Genomic DNA, 18,393 nt, shown 5'->3' on the forward strand with positions numbered 1-18,393 from the left:
TATTGCGATGCAACAACTTTCGTTTCTATCAAATATATCTTCCTTTTTCCTTTCAGTTTATTGACATCTTTCGAATCCCTGCCCTAGAGTCGGCCGCAACTGCTTTCGAAACGCCCGGTGAACGGGTTGGGAGTTCGTGTGGAGAACCGCATTCGTCGCTCGCCGCTGCTGCTGGCCCTGTTGCCCGCCATGATGCTGGCAGCGACATCGGCCCAGGCCGAGCCGGTCGGCAACCTGCGTTCGGTCAGCGCCAGTGGCAGCCGCGACGGCGTGCATGGCTGGGACCTGCAGACCGACAGCGGCGCGCGCATCCGCATCGAACTGCCGGCCGCGGACATCCTCCGCGTGCAGGCTGGCCGCAAGGGCACGCTGACCGGGGCCGGTGACAAGGCCGCGCCGATCGTGCTGCCGCAGCCCAAGGCGAACGTGCGGGCGCAGCTGGAAGAAGATGCGCAGGAGATCCGCGTGCGCACCGACGCGCTGGTGCTGCACGTGCAGCGGCAGCCGCTGCGCCTGCGCCTGGAGCGCCTGGACAACGGCCAGCCCACCGCGCTGTGGCAGGAACTGCAGCCGCTGGACCTGGATGCCACGCAGAGCGTGCAGGTGCTCTCCTCGCAGGCCGATGAAGGCTACTTCGGCGGCGGCCAGCAGAACGGCCGCTACCAGTTCAAGGGTCGCGAGCTGGAGGTGTCCTACTCCGGCGGCTGGGAAGAAGGCGATCGCCCGAGCCCGGCGCCGATGCTGCTGAGCAGCCGTGGCTGGGGCATGCTGCGCAACACTTGGAGCGATGGCAGCTACGACCTGCGCCAGCCCGACCAGGCCACCCTGCTGCACCGCGAAGACCGCTTCGATGCCTACTACTTCGTCGGTGCCGACCTGCCGAAGCTGATCGAACGCTACACCCAGCTGACCGGCCGCCCGAACATGGTCGCGCGCTGGACGCTCTCCTACGGCGATGCCGACTGCTACAACGACGCCGACAACAGCCGGAAGCCCGGCACCGTGCCCGAAGGCTGGAGCGACGGCCCGACCGGCACCACGCCGGATGTGATCGACAGCGTGGCCAGGCAGTACCGCGAACATGACATGCCCGGCGGCTGGATCCTGCCCAACGACGGCTACGGCTGCGGCTACCAGAAGCTGCCCGAGACCGTGCAGGGGCTGGCCAAGTACGGCTTCCGCACCGGCCTGTGGACCGAGAACGGCGTCGACAAGATCGCCTGGGAAGTGGGCAAGGCCGGCAGCCGGGTGCAGAAGCTGGACGTGGCCTGGACCGGCAAGGGCTATCAGTTCGCGATGGATGCCAACCGCCAGGCCTTCAACGGCATCCTCGACAACTCCGATTCGCGCCCGTTCCTGTGGACGGTCATGGGCTGGGCCGGCATCCAGCGCTACGCGGTGGCCTGGACCGGCGACCAGAGCAGCAGCTGGGATTACATCCGCTGGCACGTGCCGACCCTGGTCGGCTCGGGCCTGTCCGGCATGGCCTACGCCAGCGGCGACGTCGATGCGATCTTCGGCGGCAGCGCCGAGACCTTCACCCGCGACCTGCAGTGGAAAGCGTTCACCCCGGTGCTGATGGGCATGAGCGGCTGGTCGTCGAACGCGCGCAAGCACCCGTGGTGGTACGACGAGCCCTACCGCAGCATCAACCGCGATTACCTGAAGTTGAAGATGCGCCTGACCCCGTACATGTACGGGCTGGTGCACGAGGCCGCGCAGACCGGTGCACCGCCGGTGCGCGGCCTGATGTGGGACAACCCGCGCGACCCGCATGCGCAGGATGAAACCTACAAGTACCAGTTCCTGCTTGGCCGCGACCTGCTGGTGGCGCCGGTATACCGCAGCCAGGCGGCCAGCCGTGGCTGGCGCCGCGACATCCACCTGCCGGCCGGCGGCTGGATCGACTACTGGGATGGCCGCCGCGTGCAGGCCGGGGCCGAGGGACGCCAGCTCGACCGCCAGGTGGACCTGGCCACGCTGCCGGTGTTCGTGCGCGCCGGTGCGATCCTGCCGATGTATCCGTCGATGCTGTTCGACGGCGAGAAGCCCCTCGATGAAGTGACCTTCGACCTCTACCCGCAGGGCGAAGCGCAGTACACGCTGTACGAAGACGACGGCACCACGCGCCGCTACCAGAAGGGCGAATCGAGCACGCAGGTGGTGCGCGTGCAGGCCCCGGCGCAGGGCAGCGGCCCGGTGCAGGTGCAGATCGACGCGGTGCAGGGCAGCTACAGCGGCCAGCTGACGCAGCGCCGCTACGGCCTGCGCGTGCTCAGCCGGCAGGCGCCGCGTGCGGTACAGGCCGCTGGCCGCGCGCTGCCGGCGCTGGCCGATGCGGCGGCGTTCAACAGCGCCAGCGAAGGCTGGTACTTCGATGCGAAGGACCGCCGCGGCACCCTGCATGTGCGTACCGCCACGCAGGACATCCGCCAGCCGCTGCAGCTGCAGCTGGATTTCGCCGTGGCCGCTGCGGCTGCCGACGATGCCTTCCCGGCCGCGCCGGTGCTGGGCCGCGAACTGCCGGCCGACAGCCTGCTGGTGGTCAATCGTCCGGCCGAAGAACCTGGCCACGCACTCGAAAACGCCTTCGATGATGACCCCGGCACCTGGTTCCGCAGCGTGCGCAACCAGGCCGTGCGCACCGGTGCCCACGAGTGGGTGGTCGGCTTTGGCGAGCGGAAGATGATCGACGGCATCGAGATCGCCCCGCGCAACGACAAGAACTGGAAGCACGGCCAGGTACGCGACTACGAGGTGTACCTGGGTGACAGCAATGGCGAGTGGGGCGAGCCGATCGCCCGTGGCCGCCTGCAGTTGAAGGAAGGCGTGCAGCGCATCGACTTCCCGGCCCATGCCGGCCGCCTGCTGCGCTTCCGCGTGCTGAGCGTGCAGAACCCTGAAGGCGACGGCGCCAGCAGCACCGATCCGATGGTCACCGCCGCACAGGGCAGCGCCCGTGCCTTCGATGCACTGCAGCCGCGCGATGTCGGCCCGATCGCGCTGTCCACCTTCCACATCCTTGAGCACCAGGAACCGGAGCGACCGGCCCGGCAGCAGTATCTCTCCGAGCTGCCGGTGCCGGCCGCGCTGGCCAGCCAGGTGCGCGCCGACCAGTCCTTCCGTGGCGACGCCGGCCTGCGCATGAACGGCCTGCAGTTCCGCCGTGGCCTGGGCGTGGCCGGCAACAGCCGCATCGACCTGCGCCTGCAGGGCGGCTGGAACCTGCTGCGCGCCGATCTCGGCATCGACGACGCCTGCCGCGCCGCCGGTGGCCTGCAGTTCCAGGTCTGGGGCGATGGCCGCCTGCTGTACGACAGCGGCCTGGTGAAGGCACCCGGCGTGGTCAAGCCGGAACTGGACGTCCGTGGTCTTTCCACCCTGAGCCTGCGCACGCTGGGTGCGCAGGGCAGCCAACCCGCCCAGGTCTGCGCCAACTGGGCCAATGCCGCGCTGATCGGCCAGGAGGGCGACTCCGCCAGCATCGTCGCCCCATGACCCCCACGTAACACCGCTCCTCCCCCCGCCCATTCCGACTACGGCTTTCGAGCCGTGGCCCGGGAGCGTTTTGCCCGCCAATCGCTTTCGCGCCGCCCACCCGCGCCGCACCCCTGCCAGGAGAGAACCCCGATGTTGCCCGCACGCCACCCCCGTCCCCCCTGTCGCTCGATCGCTCCGCTGTCGCTGGCCATCGCCGGCGTGCTGTTGTCGATCGCCCTGCCTGCTGCCGCCCAGGACAGCAAGGACAATGCCACCGACCTGGCCCGCATCGAGGTCACCGGCTCCAACATCCGCCGCACCGACGTTGAAACCGCATCGCCGGTGCAGGTGATCAGCAAGCAGGACATCCAGAACATGGGTGCGCGCACGCTGCTGCAGGTGCTGGACAACCTGCCGGCCGCGCGGCCCGCGCAGCAGGATTCGCGCTCGCTGTTCACCGGTTCGGACGGCGCCTCGCAGGCCAACCTGCGTGGCCTCGGCGCACAGGGCACGCTGGTGCTGCTGAACGGCCGCCGCCTCTCGTACTACGGCGCACCGGCGGGCTTCCAGACCCAGTTCGTCAACATCGATGCGATCCCGGCGGCAGCCATCGAACGCATGGAAGTGCTGACCGACGGCGCCTCGGCGGTGTACGGCACCGATGCGGTGGCCGGCGTCATCAACGTGATCACCAAGCGCAACTTCCAGGGCGCGGAGATCAACTTCACCAACGACACCTCCTCGCGCATCGATTCCTACGGCGAGCGCCAGGCCAGCATCACCGCCGGCTTCGGTGACCTCACCGAGAACCGCTTCAACGTCTACGCCGCGGTGAACATGTACCGCCGCGACGCGATTCCGCTCAGCGATTTCTACGACAAGCGCCCCAGCCAGTACTACGTCAACAACCCCAACTACCTGACCAATCTGCGCCTGGGCGTAGGCAGCAAGCCGGGCCAGTTCAACCCGGGCACGTACTTCGCCTTCGACCCGGTGACCGGCCGCCGCGTGCAGGAAGCCGCACCGGGCTGCCAGAACGTGCTGCAGGGCCAGGCCGCCGGCCCCAGCTGCGTCTGGGAAACGTGGATGAACAACGAGATCGATGCCGGCGCCAAGTCCGAGCGCAACACCGCCTACCTCAACGGCACCTTCCTGGTGGGCGACAACACCGAGATCTTCGCCGAGGCCACCTACACCGACATCGACCTGCGCGCCAACGGCGGCACGCCGCGCACCTACGGCACCACCACCGGCAACCCGACCAGCTGGTTCTCGCGTGATACCGGCACCTCGGTCAACCAGTTCCTGTACCCGTACCTGGGCCCGAACAACGAGTACAACCACGCCAGCCCCGAACTGAAGGCGATGATGGGCGGCGTGGTCGGCCTGCAGTACCTGCTGCAGGATGCCGGCGCCAACTACTTCGGCCAGCGCAACACCGACCAGAGCTACCGCGTGCTGACCGGTGCGCGTGGCAACGTCGGTGACTGGAACTGGGAAACCGCCTTCGCCACCGCAGGCACGCACTCCACCACCTACCAGACCATCAACGTCAACCTGAAGGGCTTCGAGAAGGCCTTTGGCCCGTACTCGGTGGACCCGGGTACCGGCCGGGTCATCATTTCCGACCACCCTGCGTACAAGTTCGGTGAGATCAGCGAGGCCAACGCTGCGCTGATCCGCGAAGCTTTCCCGACCTTCGACATCCAGTCCTGGACCCGCCTGCACACCCTGGACGGCAAGATCGAAGGCCCGCTGTTCCAGCTGCCCGCCGGCGAGATGCGCGCGGCCTTCGGCTTCAATGCCAGCCGCGAAACCTTCTACACCCCGGGCAACCCCGATGCCGCCGCCGGCCTGATCACCCAGCAGGGTGGTTCGTGGTTCGACGGTGCGCGCAACACCTATGCGCTGTTCGCCGAAACGGTGGCACCGATCACCGACAAGCTGGAACTGGATGCGGCGGTGCGCGTGGACAAGTACCCGAACTTCAGCGCCAATGTCGCGCCGAAGATCGGCTTCAAGTACCAGGCCTTCGACCAGCTGATGCTGCGCGGCACCTATTCCACCGGCTTCCGTGCGCCCAGCCTGGCCGAGTCGGGCAGTGGTGGTGTGTTCGCCCAGCTGGGCGGTTACCGCGACGAGGTGCGCTGCGCCGAGACCAACGCCATCGCCGACCTGCTGCGGCAGTCGCAGCGTGCCGGTGACGTGGACCTGGGCAAGAGCCTGGCCAACGTCGACTGCAGCCGCACCGTCGCCCGCATGACCCAGCCCAACCAGGACCTGAAGCCGGAAAAGGCCAAGATCGCCACCCTGGGCTTCGTCTACGAGCCGGCCAGCTGGCTGTCGGTGTCGGCCGATTACTGGTTCATCTACCGCAACAACGAGATCGTCGCCCCGGATTTCAGCCGCGACACCGACATCATCTCCTCCAGCCGTTCGCCGATCACCGACGCCGACCGCGCCAACCTGGCCCAGCTGGCGGCGATGTGCGCCGACCCGGCCAGCGGCGTGAGCTGCCCGGCCGTGCTGCCCGGCTACAGCGTGGGCAACGTGGCCAGCGTGGTGGGCCAGTACAAGAACCGCGGCAAGACCCTGGTCGACGGCTTCGACGTGGATGCACGCAGCCGCTTCTCGCTGGGTGAATGGGGCGGGCTGAACGTGGGCCTGGCCGCCACCATCGCCAACCGCAACCGCTACTACATGGATGACGAAAGCGGCTGGTACTACGGCGACGTGGTGGGCTACTACAACAACCCGCGCCTGCGCGCCACGCTCAACGCCGACTGGACCTACAAGCAGGTCACCACCAGCATGTTCGTCAACTACGTGGGCGGCACCAAGTGGGCCCGCGACCGCGTGGACGAAGTGGACAACAACAAGGACACCTGCACCGCCGGCTTCCTTGCGCTGGAGGCCAGCAAGTGTGATGGCGCGCCGTCGTGGTGGACCGCCAACCTGAGCGTCACCTGGCGCCCGGATGATGCCTGGAACCTCAGCTTCACGGTCAAGAACCTGTTCGATCGCCTGCCGTTCTACGATCCGAACAGCTTCCTGGGCGATTCCAGCGACTACGCCACCATCTTCGGCCGCGGCTACAGTGTGACCGTCGGCTACCGGTTCAAGTAATTCCGTTCGTGTGACCCTGGTGCGCCGGTCGGGGCCGGCGCACCTTCAAGAGGAGAGTGTTTGCCATGAAGCGTAGGGAATTCATCGCGGCCAGTGCCGCCGTCGCCGCCAGCAGCCTGCTGCCGCAGACCCCCGCCTGGGCGGCAGGGCGCAAGGTGCGCCTGGCCCTCATCGGTACCGGCATGCGCGGCCTGGTGCTGCTGAAGGAGCTGGTGCGCCGGGATGATGTGGAGGTGGTCGCGCTGTGCGACATCGAACCGATCATGCTGGGCCGCGCCGTGGACATGGTGGCCAAGGCCGGCAAGGCCGCCCCGAAGACCTACGGCCAGGACCGCGACATCAACGCGTGGAAGCGCCTGCTGGAACAGAAGGGCATCGATGGCGTGGTCATCGCCACGCCGTGGGAATACCACGCACCGATGGCGATTGCCGCGATGCAGGCGGGCGTGGCCGTCGGCTGCGAAGTGGTGGCCGGCATCACCCTGCAGGACCACTGGGACGTGCTGAAGACCCAGCTCAACACCGGCACGCCGTACATGCTGCTGGAAAACGTCTGCTACCGCCGCGACGTGATGGCCGCGCTGCAGATGGTGCGGCAGGGGCTGTTCGGCGAACTGGTGCACCTGCAGGCCGGCTACCAGCACGACCTGCGCGGGGTGAAGTTCAATTCCGGCGATCCCAGCCAGCCCTACGACAGCGGCGTGGAATTCGGCCCCAAGGGCTGGAGCGAAGCGCGCTGGCGCACCGAGCATTCGGCGCAGCGCAACGGCGAGCTGTACCCCAGCCACGGCATCGGCCCGTGCGCGATGTACACCGGCATCAACCGCGGCAACCGCTTCACCCACATCAACGCGTTCGCCAGCAAGGCGCGTGGCCTGCACGACTACACCGTGGCAAAGAGCGGTGGCACCACCCACCCCAGCACCAAGGTCACATTCAAGCTGGGTGACATCGTGACCACCACGCTGGCCTGCGAGAACGGCGAGACCATCCTGCTGCAGCACGACACCTCGCTGCCGCGCCCGTACTCGATGGGCTTCCGCGTGCAGGGCACCAAGGGCCTGTGGATGGACGTGAACCATTCGATCCACATCGAAGGCCGCAGCCCGCCGCACCAGTGGGAAGAGTTCAAGACCTACCAGGACCAGTACGAACACCCGCTGTGGAAGCAGAACGCCGACACCGCGGCCAGCGCCGGCCATGGCGGCATGGACTGGTTCGTCATCCACGCCTTCGTGGAAGCGCTGAAGGCCAAGGCACCGATGCCGATCGACATCTATGACGCGGTGACCTGGAGCGCGATCACGCCGCTGTCCGAGCAGTCGATCGCCAACGGCTTCCAGACGCTGGAATTCCCGGATTTCACCGCCGGTGCGTGGAAGCAGCGCAAGCCGATCTTCGCCTTCGACGGCAAGTACTGATCTGTGCCCCACGGTAGCGCCGGGCCATGCCCGGCGTTGCCGCCTGATCCGGCGTAGCGCCGAGCCCACGCTCGGCTGCCAGCGCTAGCGTCCTCACCACCGGCAGAGCCTCACACCATGCCATGGCAGAAGATCAGCGATCAGCCGGACCAGCGTTTCCTCGGTCCGTTTCGCATCGAATTCTGGCGCATCGACGAGGGCCAGGTGTTCCACCAGGGCCGGCTGCTGCGCAAGGCCGATGCAGCGAGCTTCGAGTTCATTCCGGCGCACTTCTTCATCGGGCGCGATGCGCATGCGGTCTACCACGCGTGGACCCGGCAGACCTCCATCGACCGCGACAGCTTCCGCCAGTGCGGCGCGTACTGGCTGGACGACCATGCCGTCTACTTCGAGTACGAGACCTCGCTGAAGGCGCTGGCCGGGGCGGATTGCACGACGTTCCGCGATCTCGGTGGCGGCTACGGGGCCGATGACCAGGGCGGCTGGCATTGCGGCAGGCGGATGAAGCACTGCCTGCGCGGAGACCTGCTGCAGGGGGTGATGACAGCAACGTCTACTGCGACGGGAAGCCGCTGCCCGGTGTGGATCGCGCGCGTTGGCAGCTGCTGGACGGGTGCTTCTCGGGTGATGGCAGCCGGGTCTACTACCTGGAACGGAAGCTGCCGCGGGTGGATGCAGCGACGTGGCGCTGGCTGGAAGGGGGCTGGTCGCGGGATGCGACGCAGTTGTTCACCCTGCATCTGGTGGAGAAGGATGCCGGGGTGCGGGCGCTGCATGGGTTTGAGTGACTGGGGCCGACGCGCGGGCGATCGGCCATGGCGCTGTGCCGCCAGCTGAAGCGCCTGGCGGTGGGGCTCTGGGAGCCGGGATGCTGCTGGGGGCGACCTGCTGGAAGGGGGGGCCTGCAAGGGCAGACGTGAGCAGGGGAAGATGGCGCGCCCGGAGGGATTCGAACCCCCGACCAATGGCTTCGGAAGCCACTACTCTATCCGGCTGAGCTACGAGCGCGTTGTTGAGCTGTCGCGGCGCCATGAACGTCCGTGGCGCCGCAGCGCAGCGCGATGGCGCGATGCGGATGAGGGAGTCTACCTTAGAGAAGAAAAAATTTCGATGTCTCCTGCTCAGAGCAGCAAAGCGCAATCGGTTGCATGGCCGTGGCCAGCCTCGCGCCAAAACCAGCCTAGTGCCCGATACTGACAGTACGGTAGCCTGATCCTCTCAGCATGCTATTTCTGGAGCGAAAACATCCAAGGCCTTAGCGCTGCTACGGAGCATTCTTACCCGTAACGAGACCGCGAACGTAGTCCATGTTCCAACCGAAGAAGAAAGACTTGGCATCAGCAGACGAAGAGCTGGCCAGTGCTCCACATTTCTCTGGTTCGGCAGCCGTGATCAACGAGACGTAAGGAGAGGCGCCTTTAACATTCTGAGCAGGAATTCCTGCAAACGTAGTGCCGCTTGACCCCGTCAGGGCGTCGGAGCAGAAGCGACCAGAAAGCTTGCTGACAAAGGCCTCTACTGACGCGTCATTCTGGTTCCAAAGCCTGGTCTGAACCAGAAGTGCTGCGATAGAGAATGCAGAGTAGTGAAATGCCATGGTCCCTCTACTTACCTCTGCACTCAACTGTCCAGAATCATTTACATTTTTCTCAGACTGAAGCAGAACCCACTTTGAGAATTGGAGAGGATCATCAGACTTCAAGTAGCGAGCGGAAGACGCAGCGGCAACACCAGCCCAGTAGCAGTGATTATTATGGCAACCACTTTCCCTGAAGAAGGCCGTTATTTCGTGTGTCCGAGTGCCAAGCCATGTGCGGAATTTGGCATCCTGAAGTTTAGGCGCGGATCGAGAATCAGCCTCCAATCCAAGAAGCGAAAAATTTATGGCTGAGATCATCCAACTCTTGTAAAGAATATTGTACTCACCCGAGCCTTCAAGGTAGTTGCTTTCAGCTAACGCATTGAGATGCGTTGTGAGGCAATTTGCGATCTCGTTGCTCGGGCCCTTGCGATAGAGCATTGAGAGGTTAACGATTTTTTTTGCCGGATAACTAACCTCCTCACGCACTCCTGACTGGGCTGCCACGGCGTCTGGATCCAAGGTCGAAGACGTTGGATCAATTCGCTTTGCCATGTAGCGGGTCTTGATGCCCATATCTCCGGCGGACACTTCGACCTTCGGGCAGGAGAATTTACTGGCGGGTGTGGCTGCGTAAACTGTGGGAGCCGTAAGCGCTAGAAGAAGTGTCAAACTCTGCATTCGCATGAGCGTTGCCATTCTGAGTTGAAAGCTAGATGGCTAGCTTAGCCCATGCCTTGTTGGCAAAATGTCTACAGCTGCCTGTTGGCATCGTGATCGCAGGACAAATAGTGCCGAATTTGCCTGTAGGCAGCTAGAGTGGACTCCTCTCGAAATCCACTCAGACCGCGAAAACTCTCAGGCGAGTCAGGTTGACACAAAGTTCCTGACCGCGTTCAAGAGCTTTTCCTTCTCTGGCGAGGCCCCTGCACTCGCCGATCGAGAGCCATCTCGAAGTGAATCCACCTGAGCCATCAACTCAGCCAAATCTGTGGCCACAGCTACTCCAGGGTACTTGCCAAATCGCTCCGCCGTATCCATCTGATGATCATTGCGATGTTCGCCCAGGGTGGCACGGCGGGGAACGATCAAGAGCGGCGTACCAAGTTCAAGGGCAGTAATAATGTTGCCCATGCCCGCGTGGGAAATGAAAACCTCGCAGGTAGCGATCAGCTTAATGAATGCTTGTTGGTCTAACGACTTGTGAACTTTCATTGTGGAGGAAATGAAATTATGCTCACCGGCCTGAACAACCACTTCCGTGTCCGGATGTTGATCCGCCCAAGCCTGCATCATTTCCACGAGGCGAGGAAATGGAAGCTGGCTTCCACATGACATGAATATCACAGCAGGCGGCCCTCGTAGCTGGCTCCGGTCACTTCTGCGACATTTTCCCACTGGGTTAAAGTCTTGTGCGCAATGACCTTGGCGATCTTTCCTGAAACTGAAAGTCTCTCGGTGTTGGCGATACTGTCAATCCACATCGTGCGCTTGCCAACCATGCGAGCGCAGGCGAGAGCGAGCAATCCGGGCGCCGCCCCAGTGGATATGACATGTGTGGCATCGCTACTGAGAACGCAGTGAACTATAGCGGGTACGCCAAGAATCATTTTCAAAGGTGTGTCTCGATTGAAGTCCGGAATCTTGTAAAAGCGACGATAGGTGACGCCAGAAACTGCTGTTTCATCTACCGTAGCGATATCCACCTCATAATCAAGTAGACCAGCAAGAAGCTTTGAGGCCTGCACCCAGTGCCCGCCTGAAGATGTGACAAAAAGAACTGAAGAAGGCCTCACGAATTCACCTGTGATGCTTTTAGAGAAATTGCCGGCTTGAGTCGCCGTGTCAGAGGTCTTTCAACGATCAGATATGCTGCACAGCCGGCGATTACGGACGACGCGAATACGATGAAATACAACGCAACGTTGTCATGCATATGCAGGCCTATCTTTCTCAATACAATCGCCGCGACTGATATCACAGCCGAATGGACGAGGTAAATCGAATAGGACGCATCGCCCAGGAACTGCAGCGGATAGGGAACGGACCAATTCTGTGTTTTTTCCAGTCCCGCTATGCCTAGAATCAACAGGCCGAAAGCGGGTGCCAGCAGGAAATGCAGATAGCCATACTCACGATGGAATTCGTGGATGTCGAGGTTGTAGTTCAGGAAGTAATAGAGCAGCAGGCAGGCAGCAGCCATACCTGCGAGCATCGCACCGACGTTCGATACGCGCTTGTAGAGGATGAACACTGCCATGCCGACGAAGAAGTATACGTTCCAAGGCGAGAGAAGGCGAGAATCTACCGCTTCAGTGCCCGAGGCTAGTCCAACGCAGATGGAGGCGAACCAGATACCCAAAAGAGTGAATCCAAAGCGCCTCGAAATGATTAGCAGCGAGAACGCAATGTAGAACTGAACTTCGTAGAATAAAGTCCAAGCTACCTTAAGCGGAGGAACAACTTTGTCAGGAGATATTTGAAACAGTGCATAAGATGAAAGCAAATCCAAGGGCTTTGTTGAGAAGTCGCTAGCTCCCAGTCCCATAAATGCGGCAATCACATAGAGGGTTGTAAATATCCAGTAGGCCGGATAAATACGAAGCGCACGCTTTGAAATGTAATTCTTCAGCCGGTCTACCTGCCCAATGTCCTTCTCATGAGCCATGAGTATGATAAATCCACTCAAGACAAAGAAGAAATTGACACCCATAAAGCCATGACGGGCAAACTGCTCCATTACGACGCCGCTTCCGGGTGAAACCTGCCGTGCGATGATGTAGACATGATAGAAAGCGACCGCGATTGCAGCAAGGCCACGCATGGCTTGAATGGTGCGTATCGAGTTCATGCTGTTATTTGCCTGCAATTTTTACAGTTGCGGTGGCTATCCGCTGATACAAACTTTGAGGAAGGATAATCTGCAAAAAAATTACCGCAGCTATCTTGGGCCCATAGGCGCGCCGCAGAAGAGATCTTCCATAAAGTTGAAGGGCTAGCGGGATCCTTGTGTAAGAAGCTACCCGCGCGCACTGCCATCCTCTATACGCATAATAGCTGCGCGAAGATATTTCGCCGTTCGACTTCATCTTCTCGATCCACTGAAGCAAGGGGGCGTAGTTCTTTTGCTTGGATACACGGCCAGGAATATAGCGGTCATCCATTATGACGAGAGGCTGTTCCAAATATGTGATGTTAGCGCCGGCGTTGGCGCATCTGATCGCAAAGTCAGTATCTTGCGAGGAGGGTAGATTCTCATCGAACCTCACGTGCTTTGCGAGCGGTGCAGCCAAGAACATGGTGGACGTTTGAATCCATCCTGCGTCAGCCATCAAGTACTCATCAATACGCTCCCCGGCGCGCGGGCCTCTCGGTGGCTTGATCCAGGTCCTACTAATACCCCTGTCGACCCTTAGCTGAGTGAAGCACATGAAGTTAGGACGGGGGTCTTTGCTTGCGAAACCGAGCTGAACGCTCAATTTCTCCGGCAGCCAGATGTCGTCTGAATCCAAAAGGGCTATGTACTCTCCGCGGGCCGCATCAATACCCAAATTCCGCGCCGAGCTCGCTCCTCCGTTCTCCTTGCGCAGAACGCGAAAGCGCGAGTCGTATGCGCGAGCAACAAAGCTGACAAGGTCGTCCACATCGGTCGAGCCGTCATCGACTATGAGACATTCAAAATTTCTCTCTGTCTGATCCTTGACGGAATCCAGTGTGGCGGCGATGGACTTTGCGCGGTTATAGACAGGAATGACCACCGAAACAAGTGGCGGTCGTGAGAACTCGGAGCTTTCAGTATGTTCCATCATCAACCCTTATCTTCCCTAAGGCTGCGTTTCGTAACGTTGTATTCTTGGAATGTCAGTATGAGGATGATCGCCATCATTGGCGAAAGCTTTCCGCCAAAGATAAGGCTTGTCATGCCGGTCATTGTGCAGAAAAGCGCAACGTAGAAAGTTGGGCTGAGTCCGTCATGTCCCTGTTTCGTCTTTCTTAGTACAAAAATCTGCGAAAGAAGGTAAATGGAGACTAGAGTCGCGCCAATTATCCCGACTTCAAAGTACGACATCACCCAAGTGTTGTGTGCATGCGGCGGACGATAGTTTCCGGTCCAGATATAGTCGTAGATCGGAGAAATGAAGCTGGAATATCCATGGCCAAGCAACGGTCGGGACTCAGCCTCTGCAATCGTTCGCGCCCAAATCAGCGTTCGCCCAGAGAGTGACGCGTCGCTCTCCCCTCTGCTGAAAGTATCCTCCAGATATCCAACCGAAATGGCCACAATCGAGGTAAGGATCACTAGACTGACGATGGAAATTATCCTTATCCTTCCCCGGGTATAGCTAACCATGATTAGTGCTGCGCAGAGCGCAGCATAAACAAGTAGCGTCCGTGTCTGGGTTGCGAGGAGAGTCGCAGCCGAGAATAAAAATACCAGCGTAAGGATCAGCCTACGCTCCTGGGTTCCGCGCGACATTGCACGAGCCAGCCCGGCGAACGACAGCAGCATTGACGAGCCGGCAAGATAGCCCAGCTCGAATTCATGTGACATGATCCCACGCAGTCGCCAAAAACCCTTCTCCTGAAGCGCGTAGCCTGGCGCAACTACCAACGATACCCAGCTGAGGACCATTACAGCCAAGCAAATTCGTACAAATATTACTCTTGTCTGGGCTGGGTCATATCTGGCCCCTCCGATTGATATCAGCAGACACGCAAAAAGCAAGGATGCATTGGATATAGATGCAGATTTGTCGGTTGACCACAATGCGGATGCAAAGCAGAAAGAGGCGTATACCGCGAACGAAGTCGCGAGTGTGGTCGAGACGCGCGACTTCATCTTTGCGATGTTGAATGCAGCGTAGGGAAATAGGATTAAGTATCCGATAATTGTAAGCGGATAATTCACGCGACTATCGCCGATGCGGAACAGCGAGAGCTGTATGCATAGGGAGGCAAGCACAAATACCGTCACATACCAGGCGGTGCTGGAGCTGCTGGTTGCTCGAAGGAGTGGGTAGTCGTACTTCAATGGAAAATTTCCCGCGTGACATCCTTGATTCTGCTCTTCATCATCAGGGCGCTTTTCTGGAAAGCCCGAGCGTACTCCAGGCCTGGCTGTGGAAGGGGTGTGCCGTTCCAAGAGTCCAGTTCAATGCTAATGCAGTTGCCAAGATCAAGAAAAATTCCGGATATTTTCCGGTCCACTTGGGCGCTGATAACTGGGCAAGGAGCGACTCCATTAGAAGCGGCCAGAAGCAATGCGTGAAGGCGATTCGAATAGATTACAGAGCAGGTTGAGTAGACCTTGCTTGCTGCGTCAAGGCTATAGGTCACGTCTTCAAAATCACATTTCATACCGAGTGATGATAGGAACTCTTGGAGTTCCAGCATTCCTGGAGTATCACGTGCTACCTGGCTGACCAGCACAATGTCCGTATCGGCCGCGAAGGATGCAGCGATCATTCTCCCAATTTTTTCGATAAGCGCTCGCCCACCCCGGTCTGTGCGGAACGAGAATGCAAGCCTTCTGCCGCTCGCCTTTTCGCTGGCATCAGGAAATATTAAGAACGCCAAGTCGGGCGCTACGCCTGAGTGTGTTATACCGCGCTCACGACAGTACTCGTCTGTCTGGCTGTCACGGACGAAGTGATAGCTAAGGGCGCGCGCGCGACCGCGGACCAACTTTTGGTGGCGAACGCCCAGTTTGTCATATGAAACGCCCATCTGAACTGTCACGATTCCAAAAAGTGACATTATTCGGAGAGCTAGATTGTAAACTATTCCAGATAGATAGGATCCTGTGGATTTTTCGCCATTGATTCCGCCTGGGATCAATGAATAAAACGAGCGAAGACCGTGCATTCGCCTAAGTGCGAGGGCGAGAAAAATCTCTGCCTTTCCTGAATCAAGCTCCGAGTATGGCGCCTTGGTTGACTCCCGAATCTGTTCGGAAAAGTGTGCGGGAATTCCTTTGGCACTAAGGACTACGTTCATGTGCTCGGACATGAGGGCTACGGCCTGTCCAACGATCAGAGCATCCCCAACATTGTCGAATTGGGTCTTGGCGTGCATGTAGCCGACCTTTGGGGAGTGAAGCATCGCCAGTGATTTAATTCGAGAAATTATCACTGGCCACTCCTATTCTTGCCTGGAAGGAATTTTTTCCTCAGGCGGTCAACCGGCAGGTCATCCCATTTGACGAAAATGAAATCACTTGCTCCAATTCCAAAGCGAGTCTTGTAGGTTCTGAGGAACATCGCTGAAATAATGATATTTACTACAATGGTGGACGATGCCGCCCCAAGCAGTCCCCATGCCCACGTCATGCTAAAGGTCGCGACGACGTTCAACGCAAGTCCAACCGACAGAATTTTCAGGACGGTGGTTGGAGAGGTTGCCACGGACAAACTTGGAAACAGCATGGTCCAGATGGCGCCGAACAGTGTTCCCACTACCAGTATCGAGAACAGCAGTGAGTGGCCAGCGAAAGACTTTCCGAGAACCGTCGGCACGAGAACCCAAGAGAGTGCCACCATCGCGACCGAAATTGCCATAAACACAGCGATTGAAACCCTGACGGACTTTGCTGTGTTGGCAGCTGCCTCCTCTTTGGACGTTGCTCTTACATTGTGTGAAAGCAATACGACGGATATGGCAAGCCCTACCTCCGTCACTACCTCAGTAAGCCGTTGGAGGCCAAAGAAGATTCCGCCATCAGTTAGCGTTGATTCGTAGCTAACGGTATAGAAAGCGAGCTTCTTCGATGCTTGCATAAGCACAACAGCGACCATGAATGGGATGCCGGCTCGAACTAGACGTAAAATGATCGAGAGGCTTGCGGATGCTCCCGGTGCTAAATACTTGGGTGCCTGCTTGACCGCAAGATAGAGCGAACCGAACGCCTGTGAGATCGCCAGAGCCCATATTGCTGTTGACAGTGAAAATTGATTCACCGCCAGCATTAAAAGAGTAAGCGCAACTAGGATGATTCTTGATGCAAGCTCGGTTCGATTAAATGTCTTGATGTCCCCCTGGCCGAGCGACGCGCCCTGCAGCATCCGTTGATGCAACATAAATGCAAGCAATAGTGCGGCCGGAATAGCCGCGGCTGCGGCACTTGTGTTCTCGGGTCCAAATCTAAGATAGATAATGGTTAATGGAACGCAAAGCAGGGCAATGGGTAGCAGCAGCAGGTAAGCGCTTCGTGTGTAATCTGAGCTTGAGTCCGGCTCTTTTCCAATCGAAACTGCAATGGAATTTCTGACGCCCAAGTCAAGAATCGTGGAAAGAATAAGTGTCGTAGTAAAAATATAGCCATAGACGCCCATGTCCGCCAAGCTGAGTTTATTTGCGACGATTGCAAATACCACCAGGTTGGCTGCCTTCCCACCAAATCTTGCCAAAATGGTAAGCAGGAAGTCGCTAGCTTTGCTTGATTTGCTCATCAGACTATTTTTGAGAGGTCGGCAATCATTACCTGGCGAAATCCGTCAACAACTCCGTTGAACGCGATTCGCTGGTGGTTCATGTCCCATGCTGGATGTGGGTCGATGCGGCGAGGGCCGTCCAAGTTTTTTGTGAATATCTTGCAGATGCTGCGCTCTGTGCCTGTTGCTGCATCGATCAGGCGGAGAGGGACATTTCCATGATTGTCCTTGAATCCTTCTGATATATATGAATCGGTCAGGATATGCTTTCCGCTCGAGTGCAGTGTTGGGTGGCCGCTTCCCTTGGCGTCCCCGCCGACTAGAACAATCGAACCATCGCTAGGCGATATGCTGACAAATCGCATCTTTCCGTCGATTTTGAGGTTCATCAGAATTCCGCTACCGTCTGCATTCCAGTTGGGATGATGGCCTCCCTTTCTCCATGCGGAATCCGTAACAACCAGCTGCGCATTCTTGCCATCAAGATCAGTTGTCACTAACTGCAATGCGTGCCCGACTCTGCCGGGAATCTCCTTTATGAAAATAACAAGAAGAAGCCTAGTTCCTGTTGGATCAACCTTTACGTTAAACAGGAAATACTTTCCCCTGCATAGCTTTTCCTGATCGCCAAGTTGGGCCACGATGTCGTGAATTGACGCAACGAGTTCGCACGCGCCTGTTTCGAGGTCGGTTCTCCACAAGCCATTCGACGAACTGCATCGCTCGGGCTCTCTGTACTTATCAAACGGATTTTCGGGAATTCCATATCCCGGTATCAGCGCATTGATCAGTCGAAGGTCGGCGGAGTAGGAATATCTGCGCTCGGGGTCGGTTCCGTACACCGGACCATTTAAATTGGTTCGGTGGCCGCTATCGAGGTCGATTCGGACCGCCTGTGCGGTACCGGCAATGGCGTCATTGCAGAAGAGTGTGCGATCACTTGAGCCCCACTGAACATTTGCTCCAAGCTGGGCCCCCCAGCCGCTGGTCTCATGTACGGTCTTGGTCTCGCCAGTGCGGAGGTCAATGACGCATACCAATGCTTTATCGCCCGGAACAGGTACCCTGTTTATGAATGGTACTCGGGTGACAGCGATGAGATTGCCGGATGGAGAGAACGGACAGACGTCGAAAAATGTCGTCATGTAGTGTCCGTTCGGCGGCGTAACCGTCTTGACTTGGACTCCATCAATCGTGGAGTCGTAGTTGCGAATTGGAGATGTCTCGAGCTTGCCGACGGGATCAGATTCCCAAGGGCTGCGTTGCCATTTCTGGGTCCATACGCCAATAGCAGCTCGCGCGGTGTCGGGAATCGACTTGGCGAGGCGCTTGATCATTCGCAAATTCTGTTTGACTA

Annotated in this window: 13 protein-coding genes and 1 tRNA gene; 4 read left to right on the plus strand and 10 right to left on the minus strand. The window is 59.4% G+C overall.

Annotated features, from left to right (window positions below; translation table 11 throughout):
- Window positions 1–138: 138 nt before the first annotated feature.
- The 4 genes from IAE41_RS04315 (at window position 139) to IAE41_RS04330 (ending at window position 8,864) form a co-directional block, all read left to right on the plus strand.
- A complete protein-coding gene (locus IAE41_RS04315; RefSeq protein WP_200732219.1) occupies window positions 139–3,498 on the plus strand; it encodes a TIM-barrel domain-containing protein in 3,360 nt (1,119 codons plus the stop codon).
- Window positions 3,499–3,630: 132 nt separating this feature from the next.
- Window positions 3,631–6,606, plus strand: coding sequence for a TonB-dependent receptor (locus IAE41_RS04320; RefSeq protein ID WP_200732220.1), 2,976 nt, complete (start codon window positions 3,631–3,633; stop codon window positions 6,604–6,606).
- Between the two features lie 65 nt (window positions 6,607–6,671).
- Entirely contained in the window at window positions 6,672–8,027 is a 1,356-nt protein-coding gene (locus IAE41_RS04325; RefSeq protein WP_200732221.1) for a Gfo/Idh/MocA family oxidoreductase, read from the plus strand.
- Window positions 8,028–8,144: 117 nt separating this feature from the next.
- On the plus strand, window positions 8,145–8,864 hold the full coding sequence (locus IAE41_RS04330; protein WP_200732222.1) for a DKNYY domain-containing protein: 720 nt from the start codon (window positions 8,145–8,147) through the stop codon (window positions 8,862–8,864).
- A gap of 94 nt (window positions 8,865–8,958) precedes the next feature.
- Here IAE41_RS04330 and IAE41_RS04335 read toward each other — a convergent pair.
- The 10 genes from IAE41_RS04335 to IAE41_RS04380 all read right to left on the minus strand — a co-directional run bounded on the left by IAE41_RS04335 (window position 8,959) and on the right by IAE41_RS04380 (window position 18,373).
- Window positions 8,959–9,035: transfer RNA gene (locus tag IAE41_RS04335), tRNA-Arg, on the minus strand.
- Window positions 9,036–9,291: 256 nt separating this feature from the next.
- Window positions 9,292–10,161: an alginate lyase family protein gene (locus tag IAE41_RS04340; RefSeq protein ID WP_200732223.1), complete on the minus strand. Its 870-nt coding sequence runs from the start codon at window positions 10,159–10,161 to the stop codon at window positions 9,292–9,294.
- 312 nt (window positions 10,162–10,473) lie between these two features.
- Window positions 10,474–10,899 (minus strand): glycosyltransferase, encoded by a 426-nt coding sequence (locus tag IAE41_RS04345; RefSeq protein ID WP_234458291.1) that lies wholly within the window; start codon window positions 10,897–10,899, stop codon window positions 10,474–10,476.
- 50 nt (window positions 10,900–10,949) lie between these two features.
- The gene (locus tag IAE41_RS22705) at window positions 10,950–11,402 is read right to left on the minus strand and encodes a hypothetical protein (RefSeq protein WP_200732225.1); all 453 of its coding nucleotides are present in this window, start codon (window positions 11,400–11,402) and stop codon (window positions 10,950–10,952) included.
- On the minus strand, window positions 11,399–12,457 hold the full coding sequence (locus IAE41_RS04355) for an acyltransferase (protein ID WP_200732226.1): 1,059 nt from the start codon (window positions 12,455–12,457) through the stop codon (window positions 11,399–11,401). Before IAE41_RS04355 ends, IAE41_RS22705 begins: the two co-directional genes overlap by 4 nt.
- Before the next feature lie 4 nt (window positions 12,458–12,461).
- Window positions 12,462–13,412 (minus strand): glycosyltransferase family 2 protein, encoded by a 951-nt coding sequence (locus IAE41_RS04360; protein WP_200732227.1) that lies wholly within the window; start codon window positions 13,410–13,412, stop codon window positions 12,462–12,464.
- A 2-nt stretch (window positions 13,413–13,414) separates the two neighbouring features.
- Entirely contained in the window at window positions 13,415–14,638 is a 1,224-nt protein-coding gene (locus IAE41_RS04365) for an O-antigen ligase family protein (RefSeq protein WP_200732228.1), read from the minus strand.
- The gene (locus IAE41_RS04370; protein WP_200732229.1) at window positions 14,635–15,681 is read right to left on the minus strand and encodes a polysaccharide pyruvyl transferase family protein; all 1,047 of its coding nucleotides are present in this window, start codon (window positions 15,679–15,681) and stop codon (window positions 14,635–14,637) included. The genes IAE41_RS04365 and IAE41_RS04370 overlap by 4 nt, the downstream gene beginning before the upstream one ends.
- Window positions 15,682–15,734: 53 nt before the next feature.
- Window positions 15,735–17,054, minus strand: a complete 1,320-nt coding sequence (locus IAE41_RS04375) for an oligosaccharide flippase family protein (protein ID WP_200732230.1) — start codon at window positions 17,052–17,054, stop codon at window positions 15,735–15,737.
- Entirely contained in the window at window positions 17,054–18,373 is a 1,320-nt protein-coding gene (locus IAE41_RS04380) for a hypothetical protein (protein WP_200732231.1), read from the minus strand. Before IAE41_RS04380 ends, IAE41_RS04375 begins: the two co-directional genes overlap by 1 nt.
- Between the last annotated feature and the right edge of the window lie 20 nt (window positions 18,374–18,393).

The organism is Stenotrophomonas sp. S39 (genome assembly GCF_016624665.1).
GTDB lineage: Bacteria > Pseudomonadota > Gammaproteobacteria > Xanthomonadales > Xanthomonadaceae > Stenotrophomonas.

Excerpts from the sequence above, each read along its gene's own strand:
- IAE41_RS04325 (WP_200732221.1), top strand. The coding sequence starts at position 6,672 with ATGAAGCGTAGGGAATTCATCGCGGCCAGTGCCGCCGTCGCCGCCAGC.
- IAE41_RS04360 (WP_200732227.1), bottom strand. The coding sequence starts at position 13,412 with ATGGAACATACTGAAAGCTCCGAGTTCTCACGACCGCCACTTGTTTCG.
- IAE41_RS04320 (WP_200732220.1), top strand. The coding sequence starts at position 3,631 with ATGTTGCCCGCACGCCACCCCCGTCCCCCCTGTCGCTCGATCGCTCCG.
- IAE41_RS04330 (WP_200732222.1), top strand. The coding sequence starts at position 8,145 with ATGCCATGGCAGAAGATCAGCGATCAGCCGGACCAGCGTTTCCTCGGT.
- IAE41_RS04380 (WP_200732231.1), bottom strand. The coding sequence starts at position 18,373 with ATGATCAAGCGCCTCGCCAAGTCGATTCCCGACACCGCGCGAGCTGCT.
- IAE41_RS04375 (WP_200732230.1), bottom strand. The coding sequence starts at position 17,054 with ATGAGCAAATCAAGCAAAGCTAGCGACTTCCTGCTTACCATTTTGGCA.
- IAE41_RS04370 (WP_200732229.1), bottom strand. The coding sequence starts at position 15,681 with ATGCACGCCAAGACCCAATTCGACAATGTTGGGGATGCTCTGATCGTT.
- IAE41_RS04355 (WP_200732226.1), bottom strand. The coding sequence starts at position 12,457 with ATGAACTCGATACGCACCATTCAAGCCATGCGTGGCCTTGCTGCAATC.
- IAE41_RS04340 (WP_200732223.1), bottom strand. The coding sequence starts at position 10,161 with ATGGCAAAGCGAATTGATCCAACGTCTTCGACCTTGGATCCAGACGCC.
- IAE41_RS04345 (WP_234458291.1), bottom strand. The coding sequence starts at position 10,899 with ATGCAGGCTTGGGCGGATCAACATCCGGACACGGAAGTGGTTGTTCAG.